Annotated in this window: 22 protein-coding genes; 11 read left to right on the top strand and 11 right to left on the bottom strand. The window is 29.5% G+C overall.

Annotated elements, in window-relative coordinates:
- Positions 1-8: 8 nt before the first annotated feature.
- From metA to ABF633_RS13790, 8 genes are all read right to left on the bottom strand, one after another.
- On the bottom strand, positions 9-926 hold the full coding sequence (gene metA / locus ABF633_RS13825; protein ID WP_415524474.1) for a homoserine O-acetyltransferase MetA: 918 nt from the start codon (positions 924-926) through the stop codon (positions 9-11).
- Positions 927-1,098: 172 nt separating this feature from the next.
- A complete protein-coding gene (locus ABF633_RS13820) occupies positions 1,099-3,582 on the bottom strand; it encodes an MBL fold metallo-hydrolase RNA specificity domain-containing protein (RefSeq protein WP_415524473.1) in 2,484 nt (827 codons plus the stop codon).
- A gap of 128 nt (positions 3,583-3,710) precedes the next feature.
- On the bottom strand, positions 3,711-5,696 hold the full coding sequence (locus ABF633_RS13815; RefSeq protein WP_415524472.1) for a PAS domain S-box protein: 1,986 nt from the start codon (positions 5,694-5,696) through the stop codon (positions 3,711-3,713).
- 59 nt (positions 5,697-5,755) lie between these two features.
- Positions 5,756-7,138, bottom strand: a complete 1,383-nt coding sequence (locus ABF633_RS13810) for a putative bifunctional diguanylate cyclase/phosphodiesterase (protein ID WP_415524471.1) — start codon at positions 7,136-7,138, stop codon at positions 5,756-5,758.
- Positions 7,135-7,485 (bottom strand): hypothetical protein, encoded by a 351-nt coding sequence (locus ABF633_RS13805; protein ID WP_415524470.1) that lies wholly within the window; start codon positions 7,483-7,485, stop codon positions 7,135-7,137. Before ABF633_RS13805 ends, ABF633_RS13810 begins: the two co-directional genes overlap by 4 nt.
- 251 nt (positions 7,486-7,736) lie before the next feature.
- Positions 7,737-8,396, bottom strand: coding sequence for a DedA family protein (locus ABF633_RS13800; RefSeq protein ID WP_415524469.1), 660 nt, complete (start codon positions 8,394-8,396; stop codon positions 7,737-7,739).
- 421 nt (positions 8,397-8,817) lie between these two features.
- A complete protein-coding gene (locus ABF633_RS13795; RefSeq protein WP_415524468.1) occupies positions 8,818-10,173 on the bottom strand; it encodes a glucose-6-phosphate isomerase in 1,356 nt (451 codons plus the stop codon).
- A 288-nt stretch (positions 10,174-10,461) separates the two neighbouring features.
- Positions 10,462-10,917: a YhcH/YjgK/YiaL family protein gene (locus ABF633_RS13790; RefSeq protein WP_415524467.1), complete on the bottom strand. Its 456-nt coding sequence runs from the start codon at positions 10,915-10,917 to the stop codon at positions 10,462-10,464.
- Between the two features lie 518 nt (positions 10,918-11,435).
- Between ABF633_RS13790 and ABF633_RS13785 the strand changes: the two genes are divergently transcribed.
- Both ABF633_RS13785 and ABF633_RS13780 read left to right on the top strand, forming a co-directional pair.
- Entirely contained in the window at positions 11,436-11,735 is a 300-nt protein-coding gene (locus ABF633_RS13785) for a hypothetical protein (RefSeq protein WP_415524466.1), read from the top strand.
- 69 nt (positions 11,736-11,804) lie between these two features.
- On the top strand, positions 11,805-12,293 hold the full coding sequence (locus ABF633_RS13780; protein ID WP_415524465.1) for a hypothetical protein: 489 nt from the start codon (positions 11,805-11,807) through the stop codon (positions 12,291-12,293).
- A 127-nt stretch (positions 12,294-12,420) separates the two neighbouring features.
- Here the strand turns inward: ABF633_RS13780 and ABF633_RS13775 are convergent, their stop codons facing one another.
- A complete protein-coding gene (locus ABF633_RS13775) occupies positions 12,421-13,011 on the bottom strand; it encodes a TetR/AcrR family transcriptional regulator (protein WP_415524464.1) in 591 nt (196 codons plus the stop codon).
- A 128-nt stretch (positions 13,012-13,139) separates the two neighbouring features.
- Here ABF633_RS13775 and ABF633_RS13770 point away from each other — a divergent pair, with 128 nt between their 5' ends.
- The 7 genes from ABF633_RS13770 (at position 13,140) to ABF633_RS13740 (ending at position 20,588) form a co-directional block, all read left to right on the top strand.
- Positions 13,140-13,718 carry an NAD(P)H-dependent oxidoreductase gene (locus ABF633_RS13770; RefSeq protein ID WP_415524463.1) on the top strand — a complete coding sequence of 193 codons (579 nt, stop codon included), beginning with the start codon at positions 13,140-13,142 and terminating at the stop codon, positions 13,716-13,718.
- Entirely contained in the window at positions 13,718-14,371 is a 654-nt protein-coding gene (locus tag ABF633_RS13765; RefSeq protein ID WP_415524462.1) for a hypothetical protein, read from the top strand. The genes ABF633_RS13770 and ABF633_RS13765 overlap by 1 nt, the downstream gene beginning before the upstream one ends.
- Before the next feature lie 740 nt (positions 14,372-15,111).
- Positions 15,112-16,374: an efflux RND transporter periplasmic adaptor subunit gene (locus ABF633_RS13760; RefSeq protein ID WP_415524461.1), complete on the top strand. Its 1,263-nt coding sequence runs from the start codon at positions 15,112-15,114 to the stop codon at positions 16,372-16,374.
- Positions 16,375-16,378: 4 nt separating this feature from the next.
- Positions 16,379-17,071 carry an ABC transporter ATP-binding protein gene (locus tag ABF633_RS13755; RefSeq protein WP_415524460.1) on the top strand — a complete coding sequence of 231 codons (693 nt, stop codon included), beginning with the start codon at positions 16,379-16,381 and terminating at the stop codon, positions 17,069-17,071.
- A gap of 38 nt (positions 17,072-17,109) precedes the next feature.
- On the top strand, positions 17,110-18,315 hold the full coding sequence (locus tag ABF633_RS13750) for an ABC transporter permease (RefSeq protein ID WP_415524459.1): 1,206 nt from the start codon (positions 17,110-17,112) through the stop codon (positions 18,313-18,315).
- Between the two features lie 121 nt (positions 18,316-18,436).
- A complete protein-coding gene (locus tag ABF633_RS13745) occupies positions 18,437-19,921 on the top strand; it encodes a sensor histidine kinase (protein ID WP_415524458.1) in 1,485 nt (494 codons plus the stop codon).
- Positions 19,890-20,588, top strand: a complete 699-nt coding sequence (locus ABF633_RS13740; RefSeq protein ID WP_415524457.1) for a response regulator transcription factor — start codon at positions 19,890-19,892, stop codon at positions 20,586-20,588. Before ABF633_RS13745 ends, ABF633_RS13740 begins: the two co-directional genes overlap by 32 nt.
- Before the next feature lie 211 nt (positions 20,589-20,799).
- Here ABF633_RS13740 and ABF633_RS13735 read toward each other — a convergent pair whose 3' ends face one another.
- Positions 20,800-21,672, bottom strand: coding sequence for a DMT family transporter (locus ABF633_RS13735; RefSeq protein WP_415524456.1), 873 nt, complete (start codon positions 21,670-21,672; stop codon positions 20,800-20,802).
- A gap of 189 nt (positions 21,673-21,861) precedes the next feature.
- Positions 21,862-22,437, bottom strand: coding sequence for a flavodoxin family protein (locus tag ABF633_RS13730; RefSeq protein WP_415524455.1), 576 nt, complete (start codon positions 22,435-22,437; stop codon positions 21,862-21,864).
- A gap of 206 nt (positions 22,438-22,643) precedes the next feature.
- Here ABF633_RS13730 and ABF633_RS13725 point away from each other — a divergent pair, with 206 nt between their 5' ends.
- Together ABF633_RS13725 and ABF633_RS13720 are read left to right on the top strand one after the other, a co-directional pair.
- Positions 22,644-23,492, top strand: coding sequence for a LysR family transcriptional regulator (locus ABF633_RS13725; protein WP_415524454.1), 849 nt, complete (start codon positions 22,644-22,646; stop codon positions 23,490-23,492).
- A 209-nt stretch (positions 23,493-23,701) separates the two neighbouring features.
- Positions 23,702-23,947, top strand: a complete 246-nt coding sequence (locus ABF633_RS13720; RefSeq protein WP_415524453.1) for a DUF370 domain-containing protein — start codon at positions 23,702-23,704, stop codon at positions 23,945-23,947.
- The last annotated feature ends 80 nt before the right edge of the window (positions 23,948-24,027 follow it).

Below are 24,027 nucleotides of genomic sequence, written 5' to 3'. Positions count from 1 at the left end.
TTATAAACTTACCCTATATTCTTTAAATCATATGGAGTTTCCTGATAAACATAGTAATTTAACCAATTTGAAAATAATAAATTAGCATGACTTCTCCACCTTACTATAGGAGCTTCCTTTGGATCATCTTTAGGAAAATAGTTTTTAGGTATATTGGGATTAAGTCCATTAGCTAAATCTCTTTCATATTCCTGTTTTAAAGTCAAAGGATCATATTCAGAATGTCCTACCACAAAAATTTGTCTTCCATTTTTTGCAGAGACTATATATACTCCTGCCTCCTCAGATTCAGATAATAGTGTTAATTCTTTTACCTTTTCTATATCGGAACTTCTAACCTCTGAATGCCTTGAATGAGGTGCAAAAAATTCATCATCAAAACCTCTAAGAAGCTTTGTATTTTTTTTCATTACCTTGTGTGAAAATACACCTGACATTTTTTCTTCTAAATTATACTTTGGTATATCATAATGATAATTCAGCCCAGCTTGGGCACCCCAACATATATGCAAAGTCGAATGTACATTATGTACACTCCAGTCCATTATGTCCTTTAGTTCATCCCAATAATTAACATCATCAAAGCTTAATTGTTCTACAGGTGCCCCTGTTATGATTAAACCATCAAATTTTTTATCCTTAATTTCATCAAAAGTCTTATAATAGGTCATTAAATATTCTTCAGATACATTTTTTGATACATGAGTCTTAGGGTGTAGTAATTCAATATCAATCTGTAAAGAAGTATTACTAATCAATCTCAAAAGCTGAACTTCCGTAGAAATTTTATTAGGCATAAGATTTAAAATTGCAATTCTTAATGATCTAATATCCTGATGTGCTGCCCTATTTTCAGGCATTACAAATATATTTTCATTATTTAAAATTCCAGCAGCAGGTAAATCATCTCTTATTTTAATAGGCATAGTTACTCACCTCTAAAGTTCTTATTAACTATTATTAATTTTACGCTAATTTTTATTATATCATATATTAATGCATAAATGGTGAAATAAACTACAATTGTGACTTAATTCATAATTTTTTCCATTTTTAGTTCGTAACTTTCTTAAATTACTAATTGGAGTTCTATAAACATTACCATCTTAGTATACATCCTGTATTATACTCAAATTCTTCTTTTATAAGCTTAAGTTTATTTTCATCCTTGTTTTCAAGTTTTAATTCTACACTTAAATTAGAGCCATTAAAAGATGGATTTTTTCTTAAAATTATCTCATTTTTTGCGCAAAGCATCACTGCAAAATTTATTATTTCATTTTGATTTGCACTACGGGATATGCACATAGTCCATCCAGTATGTTTTACTAAACTATATAGTTTTTCTTTGTATTTATCACCTATAACTGGAGTTATAAAGAATAATTCTATGTATTTACCATTATTTGATACTTTTATACTCTTTTTATAAGGTTTAAATTCCTCTTCCTTAAAACTATTATCTATAAAACTCAAAGCTTGATTTTGCTCCATTGCATTGAGTTTATTTTTATCTTCCACAATATTATCATTGATTTCTTTAACTGCTCCATTATTTTGTATTATCAAATCCAGACCTGTTTTTTCTTTAAATTTCTGTAATCTTCTTTTATCAAAGCTGTATTCTGAATTTAATATCAATAATACTTTCTTGTTTTCTAATTTATAAGATATTTTCTTTATGTCCGCCTCATAAAAAAGTTCTTTAATTAATATGTTCACTGCATTTATATTTATGGAGAAATTTATATCCACATCCCACTGAACTTGCTTTTTAAAATCCTCTATACTATCATATATTCTTTCGCTTATAATATCCGGGAAATCAAAACTTAAAACAATTTTTTTATCCTCGTATATGATGCTGGCTTTCTTAAAATTAAACTCACTGAAATATAAGCTTATCTTCTCATTAAGCTCATTTGGCTTTAGTTCTCTATCCTTAGTTTCCTCTTCTATTTCTTCTCTGGATCTACATTTAAATAAAAATAATCTTCTTGTGTCGTTATCAAAATATACGCTGTGAACTATCAATTTTTCAATTTTATCTAAATCCATAGACGATATTTTATTATTTCCATTCCATATATAAATAATTTCTTCTATGGTAAAAAGCCTCTGACCATAGTTTTCAAATATAAACTCCCATAATTCTTTTATATTATCTTCATCTAATTCTTTAGAACTTCCCACAGTATTTTGTATCTGCCTTTTCCACTGTTTTCTTGGATTTCTTATACTTATTTCATAGCTTCCTCCACATTCTGGTGCATAGACTCTTCCTCTTACTTCTTCTGAAAGCTCCTTAGTAAAACTTTTTACTACATCTTCATTCCCATGTACCATAAATATATTACCAGGAGTTAATAAATTTATAAGAGATTTTATTTCACTTTTATCGCTGTGGGCAGAAAGTCCTACTTTTTCCACTTTACATTTTACAGGTATTATTTTCCCGTTAAGCTCCAGCTTTCTCTCCTCATCTTCCTCTAAAAGCTTTAATAATTTTCTTCCTGGAGATTCTTCGTCCTGATATCCGGTTATGATTATGTATCCATTCTCCATAGGAGCTATTTTTTCTGCATAATACTGACTATATCCTCCTGTAAGCATTCCTGAGCTTGAAATTATTATACAGGGTTCTTTTTCCTCCAATATTTTATCTCTTAATTCCCTATTATCTACAGAAATTATATTATCATCATAGAAGGGTTCAATTCCCCTCAATATTTTTTTACCCAAAGAATTTTTCAAATATAAAGGATTAAGCTTATATACTCTATTTATGTCCCTTATCATGCCATCTACATAAACTTTTATATTTTTTATACTTTTTTTATTTAATGCCTTCTTTATAATAAGTAAAATTTCTTGTGCTCTTCCCAATGCAAAAGCTGGAATCAGCATCTTTCCTTTATTTATCTCACATTCTTTTATAAATTCCAAAAGTCTTTGTTCCTCAACTTCTCTATTGGAATGGAGTCTGTCTCCATAAGTGGTCTCAAAAATTGCTACATCTGGCCTTAATTTGGGTACCTTTAAGCCTTCTATAGTTTTTTGAGCAAATATAGAAAAATCCCCTGAATAAAATACAGTTCCCTCATCAGAAGTAATATACACACAAGATGCTCCTGCTATATGTCCAGCTATGTAAAAGGTAAGCTTTATATTTTCAAAAATATCAATTTCTCTCATATAATTTATGGCAACTATTCTATTAAGCATGTCCTTCACATCTGCTTCTGCATACAGTGGGATTTCCAGCTCTCTATTGTTCATTATTTTTAAGCTATCATAAAGAAGAACCCTCATTAAATCTTTTGTCATTCTATTTGTATATATTTTAGCATATGGATATTCCTTGCTTATAATTGGCAAAGAACCTATATGATCCATGTGTGCATGACTTATAACAATGGCATCTACTCCGCCCTTATCTTGAATAGTTTTAAAATTCGGCAAAGGATCCTTAGAATTACTCTGCCTTATTCCACAGTCCAATAATATATTTTTATTATAAATTTTAATGAGTATGCAGCTTCCTCCAACTTCACTGGCTCCTCCTAAAAATGAAATATTCATATGCACTATCACCTACTAATTTAATTGAATTCATGTATACATTATATAATTATATCCAAAAAAGTACATTAGGCATTCAAAAATAAATAGTAAATAAAAGCTGACTACTACATGTTGTAAATTGATTATTATTTAATACTATTTTTTAATATTTCATCAAGACTATCTATACTAAATGGCTTGGAGATATAATTATCCATGCCACATTTTATAAATTTTTCTCTATCTCCAATCATGGCATAGGCTGTCATAGCTATAATTGGTGTATGTTTTCCAAGTAAAGCCTCTTTCTTCCTTATAATTTCTGTAGCCTCATATCCATCTAAAATTGGCATTTGTATATCCATTAATACCAAATCCACGGAATTCTCTTCTAAAATATCAACAGCTTCTTTTCCATTAGAAGCGCTAATGTACTTATATCCTAACTGTTTCAAAAAACCATACACTATTTTCTTGTTTATTTCATTATCTTCTACCACAAGAATAGTTTTATGCTCTACTGCTTTATTCTCTTTTAAGATATTCCTTCCATTATGTTTGTCTCTTCCATTGACTATATATTTTTCACCTAAAGAAAATTCAGCAGTAAAATAAAATATACTACCTTCCCCTATTTTAGTTTCAAACCATATGTCCCCTTTCATCATTCTTACAAGTTCTTTAGATATAGCAAGCCCCAAACCTGTACCACCATATTTTTTAGTATATGTAGTTTCTGATTGAGTAAATATTTTAAATATTTTATCCTTAAAATTATCTTCTATACCAATACCCGTATCCTCTATAGAAAATTCCAATTTTATTTTATTTACATCTTCACTTATCTTTTTAACTTTTAAATAAACATGTCCATAATTTGTGAATTTAATAGCATTATTCATTAGATTTATTAATATCTGGTTTAAGCGCATTACATCACCAACAAGTTCCTGCTTTATAAAAGGATCCAGATAATACATTATTTCTATCCCCTTTTTATGTGCTATTACAGACACTTCCTTTGTAATCATGTCCACTACATCTCTGATATCAAATTTATCAAAATTTAATTGAAATTTACCAGATTCTATTTTTGAAATATCAAGAATATTATTTATAATGTCAAGTAAATGATTAGATGAAGTTTTTAGTATATCTAAATATTCAATCTGCTGCTCATTTAATTTTGTAAACTCCAGCAGCTGTGCTACTCCTAATATACCGTTCATTGGTGTTCTTATTTCATGACTCATATTGGCGAGAAATTGACTTTTTGCCATATTAGCCTTGTCTGCCACTTCTTTAGCTTCTTCCAGTTCATCATAATTGGTTCTAAGTTCTTCTTCTGTTGCAGTAAGTTCTTCGTATACTGCTGACAATTCCTCATACTTTTCTGCAATTTCCCGTTCTTTTAATTTTGTTTCTGTAATATCTCTTCCTATAGTAGACGCACCTATTATATTGCCCTTTTCATTATAAATAGGAGAAATTGTAACTGAAATATTAATAATCTCTCCACTTTTCTTTCTTCTTATAGTTTCATAATGATCTATTTTTTCACCATTTTTTATCTTACTTAAAATCATTTCAGCACTATCGTTACTTTCCTTTGGAATAATACTAGAAATGTGTTTTCCAATTATCTCTTCTTTTTTATATCCGTACACTTTTTCTGCACCATTGTTCCAACTACAAATGATGCCATTCATATCCTTCCCTAAAATAGCATCATCAGAAGATTCTACTATGTATGCCAGATTCCTATTTTCTTCTTCTTTAAGTTTTCTTGCTGTTATATCTCTAATACTAACTAAAATATATTTAGTATGAAAATCCTCTACTATAGAAGATTTCACTTCCGCAACAAAAGTTGAGCCGTCTTTTTTATATTGCAAACTTTCTATATCTATATTATTTAATTTTGCCTCATTAAATTTTAATTTTGAGAATTCCTCAACATTTTTTAATTGAAGAATATTCATATTCAAAAATTCTTCATAGCTATATCCATATGTGTTGACAGCCGCTTTATTGGCAAAAATTATGTTTCCCAAATAATCTATAATAAAAATAATGTCTCTTAAAGTGTCAATAATATTTGTGTAAAGTTTAAGCTTTTCCTCAATTTTCATTATCATATTCCTCCATGAAATCCTTCAAACCATCTAGGATTTTCTATTTTTTCATGTGTTTAGCTAAAATTATTTTTAATTAAAAGTTTTTCAAATTCTCTTTTAGGTAGAGGCTTACTATAATAATACCCTTGTATATAGTCACATCCCATAGCTTCAAGTATTTCCTTTTGTTCCTTCTCCTCTACTCCCTCAGCAATTAAACTATACCTTAAATCTTTTGCAAGCCTAATTATACATTCTACTATAGCTCTTTGTTTGCTATTTTCATTAATGCTATCTATAAAAGACTTATCAATTTTTAATGTATCTATAGGCAGTTCAGTTAGATAATTCAGGGATGAATAGCCCTTTCCAAAATCATCTATTGAAATTCTCACACCTATATTCATAAGTTCACTTAATAACTCCGCGTTATCTCTAATAGATTGGATTAATGTTCCTTCAGTTATTTCTAATTCTAAAATTTGAGGATTTAAATTATTTTGTGACATGACTCTTTTTATTAAATTAAAAAAACATTTTTCATTCATTTGAACAGGAGATATATTTATAGAAATTGTATCAAAACTATACCCTTTGTCAATCCACTCTCTGCATTGCTTACAAGCATTATGAAGAACCCAGGCTCCAATTTTTAATATTAATCCTGTATCTTCTGCTATAGGTATAAATTCATCTGGTGCAATTAATCCAAGTTCTGGAGAGAACCATCTTAAAAGTACCTCTAGTCCTTTAATTCTATTGTTCTTTATATCCACTTGAGGTTGATAATATAAATGCAACTCATCATTTTCTATGGCATCTCTAAGTGCATTTTCTATATTGCTTTTTCTTATAATCTTTTCAGCTATTTCTTCATTATAGAAGGAATAACTGTTTTTTCCTGCAGCTTTTGAGCTGTACATAGCAGTATCCGAATTTTTTAATATTTCTGCAACAGTGCTTCCATTGCATGGGAAAACAGCAATACCAATACTTACAGTACAATATGCCTGCTTATCTCTAAGTTCAAAGGGACTTTTAAAGCTATTGATTATCTTTCTGCAGATATCATCCAAAATATCCTTATTATTTTCATCATATATGAGAATGGAAAATACATCTCCCCCAAATCGTGCTACTATTCCACGGTTATCAATTAATGACTTAAACAGCTCCCCACATATTGTTAGCAATAAATCTCCATAATTATGCCCTAGAGCATCATTTATATTTTTAAAATTATCTATTCCAATAAAGAGTACAGCACCCTGGCCATTATTCACAAAATGATTCAAGATTGAAGAAAAATAAACGTTGTTTGGTAGTCTAGTCAATAAATCATGATAGGCTAAATATTCAATACGTTCTTCCACCATTTTTCTTTCTGTGGTATCCGTAATAGAGCCTGCCATCCAGATTGAATTGCCATCCTGATCTTTTAGTACCTTTCCCCTCATGAAAACCCATTTTTTTCATTATTCTTTGTGTATATCTTAAACTCACTTTCAAAATGCATGCACTTACCTTCTAGATAGGATTTCAAATTTAACTTAACTTTATCTTTATATTCTGGGCAGGCTGCTCTATCTATAAAAGTATTTATATCATTTATATCTTTCATATTTAAATTAATAAGGAAATCATTATTTCCAAACATACTAAGCTTATTTTCTGATATATTCCATTCCCACATAATATCATTTACTGCTTCTAACATTAATTTATATTTAACTTCATTTCCTAAATTTAAAAACTTAGTTTTTCCAGTGAATGTATTCCATAGATCCCCTTCTAAATTTTTCAATCTGACCACCTCCCTAATTACTATTGTACAAATTTTTTAGCCAAAATATAGCAATATGTAACATATAAATATAATTTTACTATATTTATGACTTTATGTGAATATACAATTAATTTTACAAGTAAAATAGATTATTATTTTCATATTTATAAATTATTGTCATATTAAAATTTACAAAAATAAAAAACATGAAGACTTACAGTTTAATTTACGGTAATTTCTTCATGTTTTTAATACATAATTATAATATTTTATTCTTCTATTATATTAATCTCTCCACTTTTACTATCTCTTTTTTCTTTAATAAATGCAGCAATGGCAGGTATAACGGATATTATTATAATACTGATTACTACATATGAAAAATTTTCTTTTATTAAAGGTAAATTTCCAAAGAAGTATCCTCCTCCTAAAAATAGAGAAACCCACAAAAGCCCACCTAACATATTGTAAATTATAAATTTATAATAATGCATTTCTCCAATACCAGCCACAAAGGGAACGAAAGTTCTTATTATAGGTATAAATCTACCTAATACTATAGTCATAGATCCATGTTTTTTATAAAAACTTTCTGCTTTCTTAAGATGCTGTTTATTAATATATTTTATATCTTCTTTTTCAAAAATCTTTGAACCTATTCTTTTGCCAACGTGATAATTAACTGTATCACCAATAATTGCCGCAGATAAAAATATTACAAAAAGTGCAATTATATCAAGTGATCCTCTGGCAGCAAGTGCCCCTGTAGCAAAAATAAGAGAATCTCCTGGTAAGAACGGAGTGACTACCAAACCAGTTTCACAAAATATAATCAAGAATACTAAAGCATAGGTCCATGCGCCATAGTTCTGAATAATTAAATCTAAGTATTTATCGAAATGCAGCATAATGTTGATTATTTTTCCCATATTATCATCCTTTCTTCTTTTGATTTTAAATTTTCATTTACATTTTTACCATTAAATCTGAATTTTATAATAATATCATATCTATTATCTCATTAAAAGATTAAAATTAGATTAAAATATTGTTATTAATATTATATTTTATTGTATAACTAGTGGATATAGCACTCCGCCGCACTCTATGATAGCAACTCACACAAAATTTGCATCCTCCAGAATTGTTGCCTCTACTCCTGGTACAAATTTGATTTTCCCTTAGAAATTAATAAAAAAATCAGGAAGCTTAATAACTATATAATACAGCTAATGAAGCATCCTGATTTATTGTATGATTTTAATAAAAATTCTATTATAATAAATAACTAAAGCATGGTAAATAAATGACTAGTTAGTATGCTAACTATTTTACATGCCTAATTTTTAACTATTTGCCCAATCTCTTTTCTAATTCTTCCTTCTTAGACTCATAACCTGGTTTTCCAAGAAGAGCAAACATATTTTTTTTATATTCTTCTACTCCAGGTTGATCAAATGGATTTACAGCTAATAGATATCCACTTACACCACAAGCCTTTTCAAAGAAATACATTAAATATCCTAAATAATAAGGTGTTAATTCAGGAACATTGACTACAATATTAGGTACTCCTCCATCATTGTGAGCCAAAACTGTTCCTTCAAAGGCCTTTTTATTTACATAATCCATTGTCTGGCCTGCTAGAAAGTTTAAGCCATCTATATTTTCATCACTTTTTTCAATAACAATATTCTTTCTAGGACTCTCTATATTAACTACAGTTTCATATATATTTCTTAAACCCTGTTGAATATATTGCCCCATGGAATGCAAATCTGTTGAGAAGTCAACGGATGCTGGGAATATTCCCTTTCCATCTTTTCCTTCACTTTCACCATATAGCTGTTTCCACCATTCTCCAAAATAATGTAAGCTTGGTTCATAATTAACTAATATTTCCGTAGTTTTACCTTTTCTATATAAAGCATTTCTAGCTGCTGCATATTTATAAGCATCATTTTCTTCTAAATTAGGAGAACTGTATGCTTCTCTGCCTGCTGCTGCACCTTTAAGTAATTCTTCTATATCTATACCTGCAGCTGCTATTGGTAAGAGACCCACTGGTGTTAACACACTAAATCTTCCTCCAACATCGTCTGGAATAACAAAAGTTTCATAGCCTTCTGCATCTGCTAAAGATTTTAAAGCACCCTTTTCTTTATCAGTGGTTGCATATATTCTTTCCTTTGCACCATCTTTACCATACTTCTTTTCCAAATAATCTTTAAAAATTCTAAAAGCTATAGCAGGTTCAGTAGTAGTACCGGATTTTGATATAACATTAACTGAAATATCCTTTCCTTCAATCGTTTCCAATAAATCTGACATATAAGTTGAGCTTATATTATTTCCAACAAAAAAGATATTTGGTGAATTTTTCTTTTCTTTTGGAAGACTATTATAAAAAGTATGTGATAAAGTCTCTATAGTGGCCCTAGCACCCAAATAAGATCCACCTATTCCAATTACTATAAGTGCATCTGAATCACTTCTTATTTTTTCTGCTGCTTTTTTTATTCTTTCAAATTCCTCTTTATTATAGTCTACTGGAAGATCAATCCATCCTAAAAAATCATTTCCCTGTCCTGTTTTATTATGAAGCATATTATGTGCCTCTGTTACCAATGGTTTAAGATATGTAATCTCATTTTCATTTAGAAAAGAATCTAATTTGGTTAGGTCTAAAGATAATTTTTTTGTCATAATCTTACCTCCTAAAATATATTAATGACTATACTTTATATAGTTTTCACTCTTAATTATGATTATACCGTATTTATTTTTGGCTTTCAATACAACGTTTCCATAATTTACCCAATGACTATCCACTCTAATACTCCCATGGCACTCTGTGAAAGCGATTCAAGAAAATCAAAAATTTTTGTTCTCTGCTTGCACACAGCGAAAGCGATTCACAGAAAATCGAAGATTTTTGTTCTCTGCTTTTCGTAAAATTTGAGTAAAGAGTGGTATGTCCTTGGATAACGACTTCTATAGTTTGATTTTCACAACTATTTTCTTTACATTTATTTCTTCATCAAAAACACAACCTGGTTTATGTGCATCTTCTGGGAAAAGTATACAAAAATAATTTTCTTTTAAATTTATTTTTGAAGAATAAGAACCTTCCCTATAAAAAGTCACATCTTTTTCTTTTGAGTACTCTTCCTGCACAATTAATTGATCTATTGGAGACCATGCAATGGTTTCTTTGCCCTTTACAATAAACTGAATATCTATGTATTTTTCATGTGATTCCCATTTGTTTTCACTATTATTTTTTGTTGTATAAGATTGTACAGATGCATACACCTTATCTGAATCTATTTCATGTTTACCATCTGTAAGTTTTTCAAGATCATTATCTTTTAAAAATTTAAAAGCTTCTTCAAAGTTACTATTCACATTGGCATATAAATCTATATTTTCTAATTTGTCTAAAATCATTTTATATCCTCTTTTCAATATTAATTTTTTAATATATTTTTATTTAATTTACATCTTATATATAAGCATAATATTAAAGTAGTTAGTAATCAATATATACTTATTGCCATTGGGAATTAATTTTCCTTTGTAAATTTGCTTGCGCTATTGAATAAGAAACAATAACTTCACCACCAGCAACTCCATTTTTCTATGATATAATTTTTATTTGTAATATCCTTAAATATAATTAATATTTTATTTACAATTTCAACACAATAATTACATAAAAACTTATAAACTATCTATTGACAAAGTTATAATAATACAATATTATAATATTCAATAAAATAATTCTTACAAATCAAACTTTAATACTATGTGTTTATAAATAATCTTTATTTTAGTTAACCAGTAAACTGGAGGCTAAAATTATTTTCTTAAGTTCTTGGAAAATAATTTTAGCCTTTCTATTTTTATTACCAATGTTTATTTATTAAAATTATTAATTATTCCACAAATGAGGAGTTGTCTTATAAATGTTTTCAAAATTAAAAACTATACATGAAATTACTGGATTAATTAGTTCTCTATTAATTTTAATTATGTGCATAACTGGATTTCTATTAAACAATAAATCAATAATCGGTTATTCAACAGATACAGAACTAAACATACAAAAATTTATTTTTGCACTTCATACTGGAACTATAGGAAATATATCTATTGTATGGTTAATAAATATTGGAGCTCTTTGTATGATAATATGCACCATTACTGGAATAATTATGTGGGTAAACATTAGGTATGTAAAGAGTAAAAATACTTTAAAGCAATAAATACCATATATGTTTTTTTATTATATATTTTAACATAAGAAAATTAAAAAATGAAAGGAAATGAATATAATGAATAAAAAAATTATAAGCTTAATAATAGGATCTTTAACAACTATCTCACTGTTGACAGGTTGTGCTGCTTCTTCAGAACAAACTGTTCAAAGTACCACTCAAAATACTACAAATACTGCTCATGCTGCTGAAAATACTCAAAATCAAGCTAATGGTTCTGCCTCATCCCCAAATGATGAACTGAGCAAAGCTTTCAATGATGAATTAACTGGATTTAATACTATTGAACAAGATGTTAAGAAAAATCATTTTACTGACGCCCAAAAACTTGCGGATCAGCTCCATGAAACATTTCACATGGCAATTGTGCCACCTTTAACTGATAAAAAGGGAAAAGACTATGCAGAAGATATTCATAATAAATACGATGAATTACAAGATGCCGTTAAAAGTAAAAACACAACAAAGATTGCAGAACTTATAAAAGTAAATAGAGATAATCTTGATACAGTTGCTAATATTTTAGGCGTTTCTATAAAAAAATAAAATTTTTACAGCATATTAATAGTAGTATACATAGACCTGGAGTGGAAGAATAACTCAAACTCCAGGTTATATGTCTATTATATATGAAAATGTGCTATTTAATGGAGTTGTTCATCTCACGAAGTCGCTACCTTATTTTCTCATTAATCATTTTTTCAACCAATTCTAAATAATCACCATCATACTCAATAACCTTATTAGCAATCAAAAGTGCTATACCATGTACTAAACTCCACATTGACATAGTATGTATGTAATATGATTCTCTATCTGAATCAATGGATGACAGATAATATTCAGCACTTTTTTTAAAAACATCAAAAGGAGTACCCTCTGAATGCATCAATTTACTATTACTAATAATAACGGGATATTTATGCTCTGTAAGAAATAAAAATTTTAGATACTCAGGATTTTCAACCATAAACTTTACATAGGATTTTCCCATCTCAATAATTTGCAGTTTGGGATTATCAGGATGCATCTCTGTTGACTCCAGCAATGAATCTCTAAAGCTTTCTGAAACTTCAAGCACAATAGCTGCTATTAGTTCATCCTTATCTTTGAAATGCTTATAGGGCGCAGTATGACTTACACCACACATGCTTGCAACCTTTCTTAGAGAAAAGCCTTCAAATCCCTGCTTATTTAAGAGTTGCAAACCTTTTGTAATCATATCCTGCTTTAGAGTACCATGATGATATTTATCTTTAGACATTTTAATTCCCTCCAAGACATCTATTTGATAAAAAAATTATAACATACAATGTTGACACTGTAAACATAGTTGGTTATAATATAAATACAATGTTGACACTGTAAACATAAATTTATAAGGGGGAAATCATGAAAATTTTAATTGTAAGTGATAATTCAACACAGGATAATACTATTGGACAAAAACTTGAGGAAGAATTAATTAGAGAATTAAAAGACAGTAATTACAATTATAAACATTATAATGTAAAAAATACGGAAATAAAGAAATGTATAGGCTGCTTTAATTGTTGGTTAAAAACACCCGGAATTTGTATTTATAATGATATTACGAGAGATATATGCAAGGATAATATAGGTAGTGATGTATATATTATATTGAGTGAAATAAAATATGGTGGTTACAGTTCACAGATAAAAAGAGTATTAGATAGAAGCATATGTACAATTCTTCCTTTCTTTAAAGATGTAAATGGAGAAATGCACCATGCACCACGATATGATAAGTATCCTCAATTAGTTTTTCTTGGCTATGGTAGTGACATTACTACCGAAGAGGAAAAAACTTTCCGGAGACTAAACCAAGCTAACGCAATAAATTTTCAAATAGATAAATCTAATACTTATATATGTAAAAATTTAGAGACAACAGAAAATTCCATTCATAGTCTATTAGGCTATATTAAACAAAAAGAAGGTGAGATATAATGGGAAAATTATGCTTTGTTAATGGCAGTCCAAGAGGAAATAACAGTGCCTCTAATAATTTCATAAATGAATTATGTAAAATTGTTCAAAATGATAATCATGAAATAAATCATATTTCACTTAATAATGAGGTAAATTATAGCGATGTGGATAACTCAGATATTATTGTAATTGCTTTTCCTCTATATGTAGACACTTTGCCTTCAACAGTAATTGAATTCTTAGTAAATTTAGAAAAGTATGCTAAAGACAGTAAAAATTCACCAAGGGTATATTCAGTGGTTAATTGTGGATTTTTCGAAGGAATTCAAAATAAACATGCAATACAGATTATAAAGAACTTTTGTGATAAAACAGGATATAAATGGAGATTTGGTGTGGGCATAGGTGCTGGTGAATTTATGAAACACACTAAAGCAAGTATCCCGCTTAATAGTGAAATTAAACATGACATATATGAAGCTTTTATGGAAATAAAGAATGATATTAACATCACTTCTGAAGATATTAAAGATAATTTTTTTCTATCCCCTAAAATTCCCAAGTCTTCATTTATTTCTACAGGCAGCACACATTGGATAGAAGCAGCAAAAAACATGTCTGTAAGTGAAGAACAATTATACTCTAGACCTTTTGTCAGCATCACAAAATAATTGAAGCCATCCCGTAATAATATATTCAATGGGTAATTTTTTCCGATTCAAAGACTATAAATAAAATTATCCACAGAACATATTTAATAAGGAATATATTGAGTTTTTTCGATATATTCCTTATCTTTGTTTATAATATTTTTTATCAGTTGATCTTGCAAGTGGGAGTCCTATACTCCTGCTAAGTTTAGATGAATTATCCATGAGTGTGTCACTGTTATTTTTGCCTCGTAGAAAGCAGACAAAACAAAATTTATTTTGTTTTGAGCACAAGTAGAGAACCACAATCTTGGATTTTGTGTGAATCACTTTCGCAGCATGCACTGGAGTGTTACAGCAACTAGTTATCAGATATACAATAAAAATTTACCTTAATAACTAATAATCATGACTTAAGACGAGTCAATTTTTGGTATAATGGAATTAATAAGTTTATTTTGTAAAAATAAGAGTTGATTACACTTAGCTAATTAAAAAAAGCTGATGCCCTTACTTTGTTATATTGTTCATTTGAATAAGCATTGCCTATTACAAGAATTTATTTGTTAAAAAAGGAAAAATTTAATTTATATACTTTAGAAAAATTTTAGAATTATTTTATTACTTATTTAGAAACAAATTATAAAATATATTTAGAAAACAATCTGATCATATGAAAATAAATAAAAAGTTAAATATAACATACTTACTAATTATTTATTTACCATGTCTTAAAATTAATAAGGGGGATATAATTTACTATGAAGAAAAAAGTTATTATTGCTATTATAGCAGCAGTAGTTATCGTAGGAATTGTAGGTTTAAGAATGTCAGCTAAAAATAAGAATAATTTTACCGCTGTCAGAACTGCAAGTGTTACAAAAGGAAACATAAATGCCTATTTATCTACAACTGCTGCAATAAAATCAAAAAACAGCAAGAGCTATTTTGCACCACAGCAGTCAAAGGTTAAATCAGTAAATGTAAAAGTTGGAGATAAAGTAAAAAAAGGAGATGTACTGGTTACATATCAAGTTCAAGATACTTCTGCGACAGTAAAGCAAGCACAAATTAATCTAAATAATGCTCAAAGTCAAAAGCAGGATCTATTGAATACAGTGGCAAGCAATAATCAAAAGCTTAATGATACAAATAATCAGATAAACGACATTACAAATCAAATAAATGCTTTAAAAGAACAACAAAGTAAAGATCCTAATTTTCAAAAGGATGGAGGCGCTACTCAACTGCAGCAGTTGAATTCTACATTATCTCAATTAAACAGCACAAAGAGTTCAATACCAGATCTAACAGAAAAGTTAAAACAGGCTGACAATCAAATATCTTTGGCACAGATAAATTTAGATACTGCAAACACAAATGCAGCTCAAAATACTGATAGAAATGTAGCAGATTTTGATGGAGTAGTTACAGCTGTAAATGCTGTTGTAGGAAGTTCCCAAGTTGTAAGTGCGTCAGCTGCAGGTGCATCAGGTGGATCCGCAGGTGCTGCAGTAACCATAGAAGATCAAGGTAGTCTAGAGGCAGAAGTAAATTTAGATAAATATAGTGCCACAGAAGTTAAGGTCGGACAGACTGCAAACTTAAGTTTTGCAAATAAAGACTATACAGGCAAGGTATCCTATGTAGCACCAGCTGCTGAGACAACAACTTCTACTACAGGACAAAACACAACTCTCACGGCGGATATTGATATTAACGCTCCACAAGATGGATTAGTTGAAGGCTTTGATGCTGATGTAAATATATTGACTGGACAAGTTAACGATATTATAAAGATTCCTGCAGAAAGCATAAAGACAGATAAATCCGGAAAGAACTACGTATTTATTGTATCAAATAATAAGGCTGTGCAAAAAGAAGTGCAATTGGGATTACAATCAGATACAGAGGCACAGATAAACAGTGGAGTCAATGTTGGTGATAAGATCATACTTAATCCAAGTGCCTCAATACAGAATGGTACAGCAGTGAAAGACAGTACAAGTACAGGAGGCAGGTAAAATAATGATTGAGGTTACAAACATAGTTAAAAAATATGTAACTGGAGAAATAGATTTTACTGCACTAAAAGGTGTTAATTTAAAAATTGAAAAGGGAGAATTCACTTCAATTATGGGTCCCTCCGGTTCAGGAAAATCTACCTTCATGAATATATTGGGATGTCTTGATAAAATGGACGGCGGCACATATATGCTAAATGGAAAAGATGTCTCCAATTTAAGTGGTAACGAATTAGCTCTTGTGAGAAACAAAGAAATAGGTTTTGTATTTCAAGCCTTCAATCTATTGCCAAGACTCACAATACTGGATAACGTTGCTCTTCCAATGGTTTATGCAGGGGTTCCTGCTAAGGAAAGAAAAGAGAGAGCATTGGAAGCACTGGTAAAGGTGGGACTGGGAGATAGGGTTAAACATAGACCTAATGAAATCTCTGGCGGACAGAAACAGAGAGTTGCAATTGCAAGGGCCATAGTGAATAGGCCAAATGTTATTATGGCAGACGAGCCAACAGGAAACCTTGATACAAAATCCACCTTTGAAATAATGAAAATTTTCCAGGATTTAAATGATGAAGGTTCTACAGTTGTTATGGTAACTCATGAACCTGATGTTGCCGTATATACCAAGAGAATTGTAAGATTTAAGGATGGAGAAATAACATCTGATGAAGAAGTAAAGGATAGAATAAGACTATAACAGCAATTATTTGCTAAGGTTTTGTAAAGGAGGTAAACATGAATTTTTTAGAGAGTTTTAAAATAGCACTTGAAAGCATTAAAGCAAATAAAATGCGATCCTTTCTTACTATGCTTGGAATTATTATAGGAATAAGTTCTGTAATAGCAATTGTATCACTAGGTCAAGGAGGACAAAGTGCTGTTACAGATGAGTTTAATAAAATAGGAGCCACAACGGTAACTATAAGTCTTGATACAAGTAAGGCACAACAAAGTGATTATTTCACTTTAAAGGATGCAGCTCAAATAAAAAGTGATGTAAGTACCATAAAATATGTCAGCCCAACAGTTCAAGAAAGGGGACTGGCAGTAACGGGTATTGCATCTAAAAATGCTACAATAACTGGAGCAACCATTGACTACGCAGATATCCAAAATGAAGATATAATTTATGGACGATACTATAACGAAATGGAACAAAATGAAGGAAAAGCTGTGGCTGTTATAGATGAAAATGCAGCAAAGACTTTATTTGGATATTCAGATGCTGTAGGAAAAACTATGAACATTGGACCTGGAAATGGAAGTAAAAAAGTTACTATTATTGGGATAAAAGCTTCTTCTGCCATGTTTGGAGGTGGTCCACCTAACATGCCAATTAGTGTAGAGGTTCCCATTACCCTATTACAGAGCATGTATTCAAGCAATTTTCAAATAAATAGCTTAACTATAGCGGCAGATTCCAAGGAAAATGCAGAAGATGCAGGAAATAGTGCTATCAGTATACTGGAAAGCAGACATAATAACAGGGGAAAAAGTATATACACAGCAAGTAATTTATTTCAGCAGCTAGATCAAATAAATAAGGTACTTGGAATATTTACAAGCTTTATAGGTGCGGTTGCTGCTATATCTTTAGTAGTTGGAGGTATAGGCGTTATGAATATAATGCTTGTATCAGTGACGGAACGAACAAGGGAAATTGGTATAAGAAAAGCTATTGGAGCTACAACACAAAATATAATGCTGCAATTTTTAACGGAATCCGTTATTATTTCTCTCATTGGTGGAATAATTGGAATGATAATCGGAATTGGCGGAGCTGAACTTGCCGGAATGGCTGTAAATGTTGTGCCAGTAGTATCTCCAGCGGTAGTTATAGCTGCCATACTATTTTCATCAGCAGTGGGAATATTTTTCGGAATATACCCCGCTAGAAAAGCAGCTGCACTTGATCCAATTGAAGCCTTAAGATATGAATAGGTAAGTCATTTTAAAAAATAACCATTAAAATATATACTAGTTATTTCTTTGAAGATTCCAAGAGAAAAATAAAAGGTCAGCATGCTATGTTGGCCTTTTATTAATAAAAATCGGAGGTACTATGTCAATAAGACGAAAGCTTACTGTATCTTATATTGCAATGTTATTAATACCAATTATTTCATTTATAGTTATCACATTTTTTACAGGGACAATTTTCAAAAATCGATTGGGAAATGCGTATAATGTCAGTTTGGGAGAAGCACCTATAGAGAACATTATTGAAAAGGATTCAAGAGCAATAGATAATATAAAAGATTATATCCTTAAGAATAAAAAAGATTTATTACAGGATGAGTTTTTTTCAGAACAAGAAAAATATTTAAATAAACATACAGGAGTAATTGTAAGAAAAAATGATGAATTTATATATGTTTCTCCCTTTCTAAAAAATAATTTTACTTACAATCTACTGCCCCAATTCGGTAAAAACACCAGGAACAGCAAAATTGATTTTTTAAGACAAAGTAAATTTGTAATATTAAAACAATATGATTTTTATATGGAGGATGAAAGCAAGATATCTATATTTTTAGTTTTAAATACCACCTCCAGTGAAAGTATTTTTTACGAGTTTATAGCCGTAGAAATAGGTATATTAATATCAATACTAATTATTACCAATGGTATACTTACCTTTTTTATGTCAAAGAGTATAGTTAAGCCTCTGGAAAAACTTAAAAATGGTGCAGTATTAATCAAAAATGGAAATTTGGATTTCAAATTAAGCAGTAGTGAAAATGATGAAATTGGAGAACTGAGCAGAGTTTTTGAAGAGATGAGATTCAGATTAAAAGAATCCTTGGAATTGCAGCTTCAATATGAAAATAACAGAAAAGAATTAATCTCTAATATATCCCATGATTTAAAAACTCCTGTAACAGCTATAAAGGCTTATATAGAAGGTATAATGGATGGAATAGCCGATACCCCAGAAAAGATGGAGCGATATGTAAATACTATATATAAAAAAGCTGTAGATATGGATAAGCTGATAGATGAGTTGTTTTTATTTTCAAAATTGGATTTAAAAAAGATTCCCTTTAATTTTGAAAAAGTAGAACTTTCAGATTATCTGAATGATTGTATAGAAGAATTAAGATTTGACCTAGAAAAGAAAAACATTAATATAACCTTTGTAAATGAGTTAAAAGAAACTTCCTATGTAATTGCTGATAGAGAAAAACTTAAAAGAGTTATAATGAATATAGTTGAAAACTCCGTTAAGTATATAAATAAGTCAGTAGGAAAAATAGATATTAAAATTAATGAGAATCATGAATATGTGTATGTCAGCTTTAAGGATAATGGTATGGGAATACCTAAAAAATCATTGCAATATATATTTGATAGATTTTATAGAGCAGATAGTTCAAGAAATTCCAATACTGGAGGAAGTGGCCTTGGACTTGCCATTTCGAAAAAAATTATAGAGGAACATGGTGGAAAGATATGGGCTGAAAGCGCTGAAAATAGTGGAACAGATATAATATTTACATTAAAAAAATGGAGAGATGATTGTATTGAAAAAGATATTAATAGTTGAGGATGAGAGAAGTATAGCAGAACTTGAAAGAGATTATCTTGAAATTAGTGATTATGAAGTAGATATAGAATGCAGCGGAAAAATGGGACTCATTAAGGCAAAAAACAACAACTATGACCTTCTCATATTAGATGTAATGCTTCCAGAAATAGATGGATTTGAAATATGCAAAGCAGTCAGAAATATAAAGGATATACCTATTATAATGATTTCTGCAAAAAAAGAAGATATAGATAAAATAAGAGGCTTAGGTTTAGGGGCTGATGACTATATTACTAAGCCCTTTAGTCCAGGAGAGCTGGTGGCAAGAGTTAAAGCTCATCTTTCAAGATATGAAAGACTTATAGGCAATAAGGAAGATAAAAGAGATGAAATTAAAATAAGGTCTCTAACTATAGATAAAGTATCTAGAAGAGTATTTTTAAATAATAATGAAATTATTTTTACCACAAAAGAATTTGATTTATTAACTTTTCTAGCATCAAATCCCAACAGAGTATACACAAAGGAGGAATTGTTTGATAAGATATGGGGCATGGACTCACTTGGAGACTTGGCAACTGTAACTGTGCATATAAGAAAGATACGAGAAAAAATAGAGATAGATCCTTCAAATCCTCAATATATCGAAACTATTTGGGGAGTAGGTTACAGATTTGAAGTATAGAACTCAGTTTTACTGACGATACTTATAATTGATTGAGAAAGACACTCTAATTATTGGATTAGGGGGCCTTTCTATACTCAGTCAAAGCCTAAGCCCAAATCCCTACCAATAATTTACTAAAAAATAATTGATTAAATAATTCAGTGGATAATTACCTTTCTCCAGTATCGGATCAAATAATATGTAAAATACTCTGAATACTCTAATGCAATCAGGTCGCTTTATAATTAACAAATACTATACTTGAAATAACTAAAAGAAATCCTACTATTAAATTAATATTTATTCTCTCATTTAGAAAAAAAACACTGCAAAGAATAGAAATAAATGGAATCAAAAACGTATACGAAGCTATCTTACTAACATCCCCTGTACTAATTAGCTTGAAATATATTAGCCATCCCATTGCAATAACAAAAAGAGACAAAAACAAAGTGTCATAAACAAAGGATCGATTCCAAATAATACTTGACCAGCTTTCAAATCTCCCTCCAAATCCTAGCATGATTATTCCACCAATAGTAAGCTGCATTGCTGTCAACCAAATAGAATCAACTTTTTCCCATGATTTTTTGATATATATAGTTCCAAATGTCCAGCTAAGGGCTGTAGCAAAAGCCAATAAAATACCAAGTATTGAGGCACCTTGCCGAATTCCATTGCTGCTCATAACGGCAACCCCTGCAAACCCAAGCAGCAAACCTAATGCTTTTAGAGTATGCATTTTTTCCCCAAGCCACAGCCAAGAAAACATTCCCAATAGAACTGGCTGAAGAAACACAATTGCCGAGAACAATCCTGATGGCATATAATGCAACCCAACGCTTTGCAACCCGTAAAATAAAACAATATTTAGAATTGATGATGTAACGTAAATAGGCCACATTTCTTTGAATTTAAGCATCTCAACTCTGTTTGATGCAAAAATCATTAAGATTAACCCACCGCCTAAAGTACGCAAGCCTGCAAATAACAATGGTGGAGAAAAAGACAACGCATATTTGCTTAATGGCCAGTTAATCCCCCATACAAATACCAAGAATAATAAGTATATACTCATTTTTTTACGAGAAATTTGCTCCATCTGCATCCTCCTTCCTATAATTAATCATTATAAATGATACAATAATTTTTAAGATAAGTAAAATGCACGTTTATTATAAGATTTATTTATAATTTTTTGATACATTAATTATCAATTTTTGGTAAATCAGCACATAAAAATACCGTAAAATTTATTAAAATAATACGGAATTTTTAAATTATTAAATTTTTACTTGTTCATTTTATTTAAAATCCATGCCATATTTTCTCCTATGGATTTCATATTTTCCATACCTTCTGCATCATTTAATACCTCCCCTATTTCTTTTCCGCGTACCATATTCCAATAAGTTCCACCTACTGAATACATTTGAGTGCAATGTAAGAAATAATTCATAGTATCAAAGGCATGCATGTCACCGCCTCTACGAACCGCCACAACAGCAGATCCTGCTTTGTGCTTGAAAAGATTTTCGTTAGCAATTGAAACCATACCAATTCTTTCAAGTAATGCCTTCATATTTGCTGTTACATCTGCAAAATATACTGGCGAACCTAAAATAATACCATCAGCTTCTATCATTTTTTCAATACACTCATTTACAATGTCATTTTTAAAAACACATTTTTTATCTTTATTTTTAAAACAACCACCACATCCTATACATCCTTGTATATTGTCACCAGATAATTGAATTAATTCAGTTTCTATATTTTCCTTTTTCAATTCATCAAATATTTTTTCTATAATAATAGCAGTATTTCCATCTTTTCTAGCACTTCCATTAATAGCTATAACTTTCATTTATATATTCCTCCTAAAATTTTAGTTTAACTTAATAAATAGTTTTCTTGATTAAAATCAATATTTTCATTTAAAATTATTAATATTTCTGATAAAATCACTATATATGTTGTACAACATATATTTATTCTAATATATATTTTTATATTTGGATAATATAAATAAAATATATAGTATATAACTATAAGTTATATAGGAGGATTTAAATGATTAGTATTGATCAAATGAAATATTTTATAGCAATAGTTGAACATGGAAGCTTAAATAAAGCTTCACAATATTTATATATTTCTCAACCAGCTTTGACAAAACAATTAGCTTTATTAGAAAAATCATTAAAGCGTTCATTATTATTAAGAACGCCTACTGGAATAAAATTGACTCCTTCAGGGAGGTATTTTTATGAGCGTTGTAACACAATCCTGAAAATGCTAAACGAAACTATAACTGGAGTTAGATGTTTTGGTGGTAAAGATACTATAAGAATTGGTGGACTATCTAATTTAATAACTTATTTTTTGCCCAAATATATTAATAAGATTAAACATATGGATTATGAAGTTTTCATTGAGGCCATGGATACAAACACTCAATTAATAAGGAGTTTAGAAGATGATTTTTTCAATATAGTATTTGTATCTGATGCATTGCAAAAGCCTGAACTGGTTACTATTCCATTGTTAGTTGAACCTTTTTTTCTAGCTATGAAAAATTCAAATTATTTATCCAAATTAGAAGATATTGATTTTCTTACTATTGCAAAAGAAAAGCTGATTATGTATAAAGATCCGTGCCCAATAAGAGCCACCATTAGAGAACACTGCAATTTAATGAATGTTTCACCAAACATTGTACTTGAACTTGAATCAACTGAATCTATAATCAGTTATGTTGAACAAGATTTTGGTATTACACTCCTTCCTAAAATGGTAGCTGACAGTATTAATAATCCCTCAATAGTAGTACGTGAAATCAAAAAATTTCCTATTCATAGAGTTATTTCTGCTGTATTAAAAAAAGATCAGGCATCTTCTTACCTGCCACTCTTACTGTAAATTAATATCAAATAAAATTAAAATAATTAATTGTTTATAATATTTTAATCAAATCTTAATGTTGAAACATTATTATAGAAAAGCATCATAAATAATAAGAACTTTGTCAATAAGTATCAGATGGAATAAAAACTCCACCTGATGCAAAGAACTCTGTTTATGAAATGATACATTAACATTAATAATTATATATTTTTAGGAGTAAAATAATGTGTAAATTTTTAGATATAGGGTTTGATAATTACGTAAATATAAATAAGATAGGAAAAATAACACAATATTCGTCAGCACCAGCTAGAAGAATTATTAAAGATGCAAAATATAATGAGCTTATAAATTGTACTGCTGGAAGAAAAACATTATCTATAATATTTACTAAGGATAACAAAATCATACTCAGTGCTGTTAGTAAAGAAATACTAATTGAAAAATACAAAAGCATAGTAAAAAAATAATTAACTATACACAAAATAAATAACTAGTAAAGGTGGAGTTTTAATGACAATTATTCAAACCTTGATATTAGCAATAGTAC

It is taken from the genome of Clostridium sp. (assembly GCF_047718555.1).
In the GTDB taxonomy this organism is placed as follows: domain Bacteria; phylum Bacillota; class Clostridia; order Clostridiales; family Clostridiaceae; genus Clostridium_I.
This window is presented reverse-complemented; position numbering and strand designations above follow the sequence as displayed.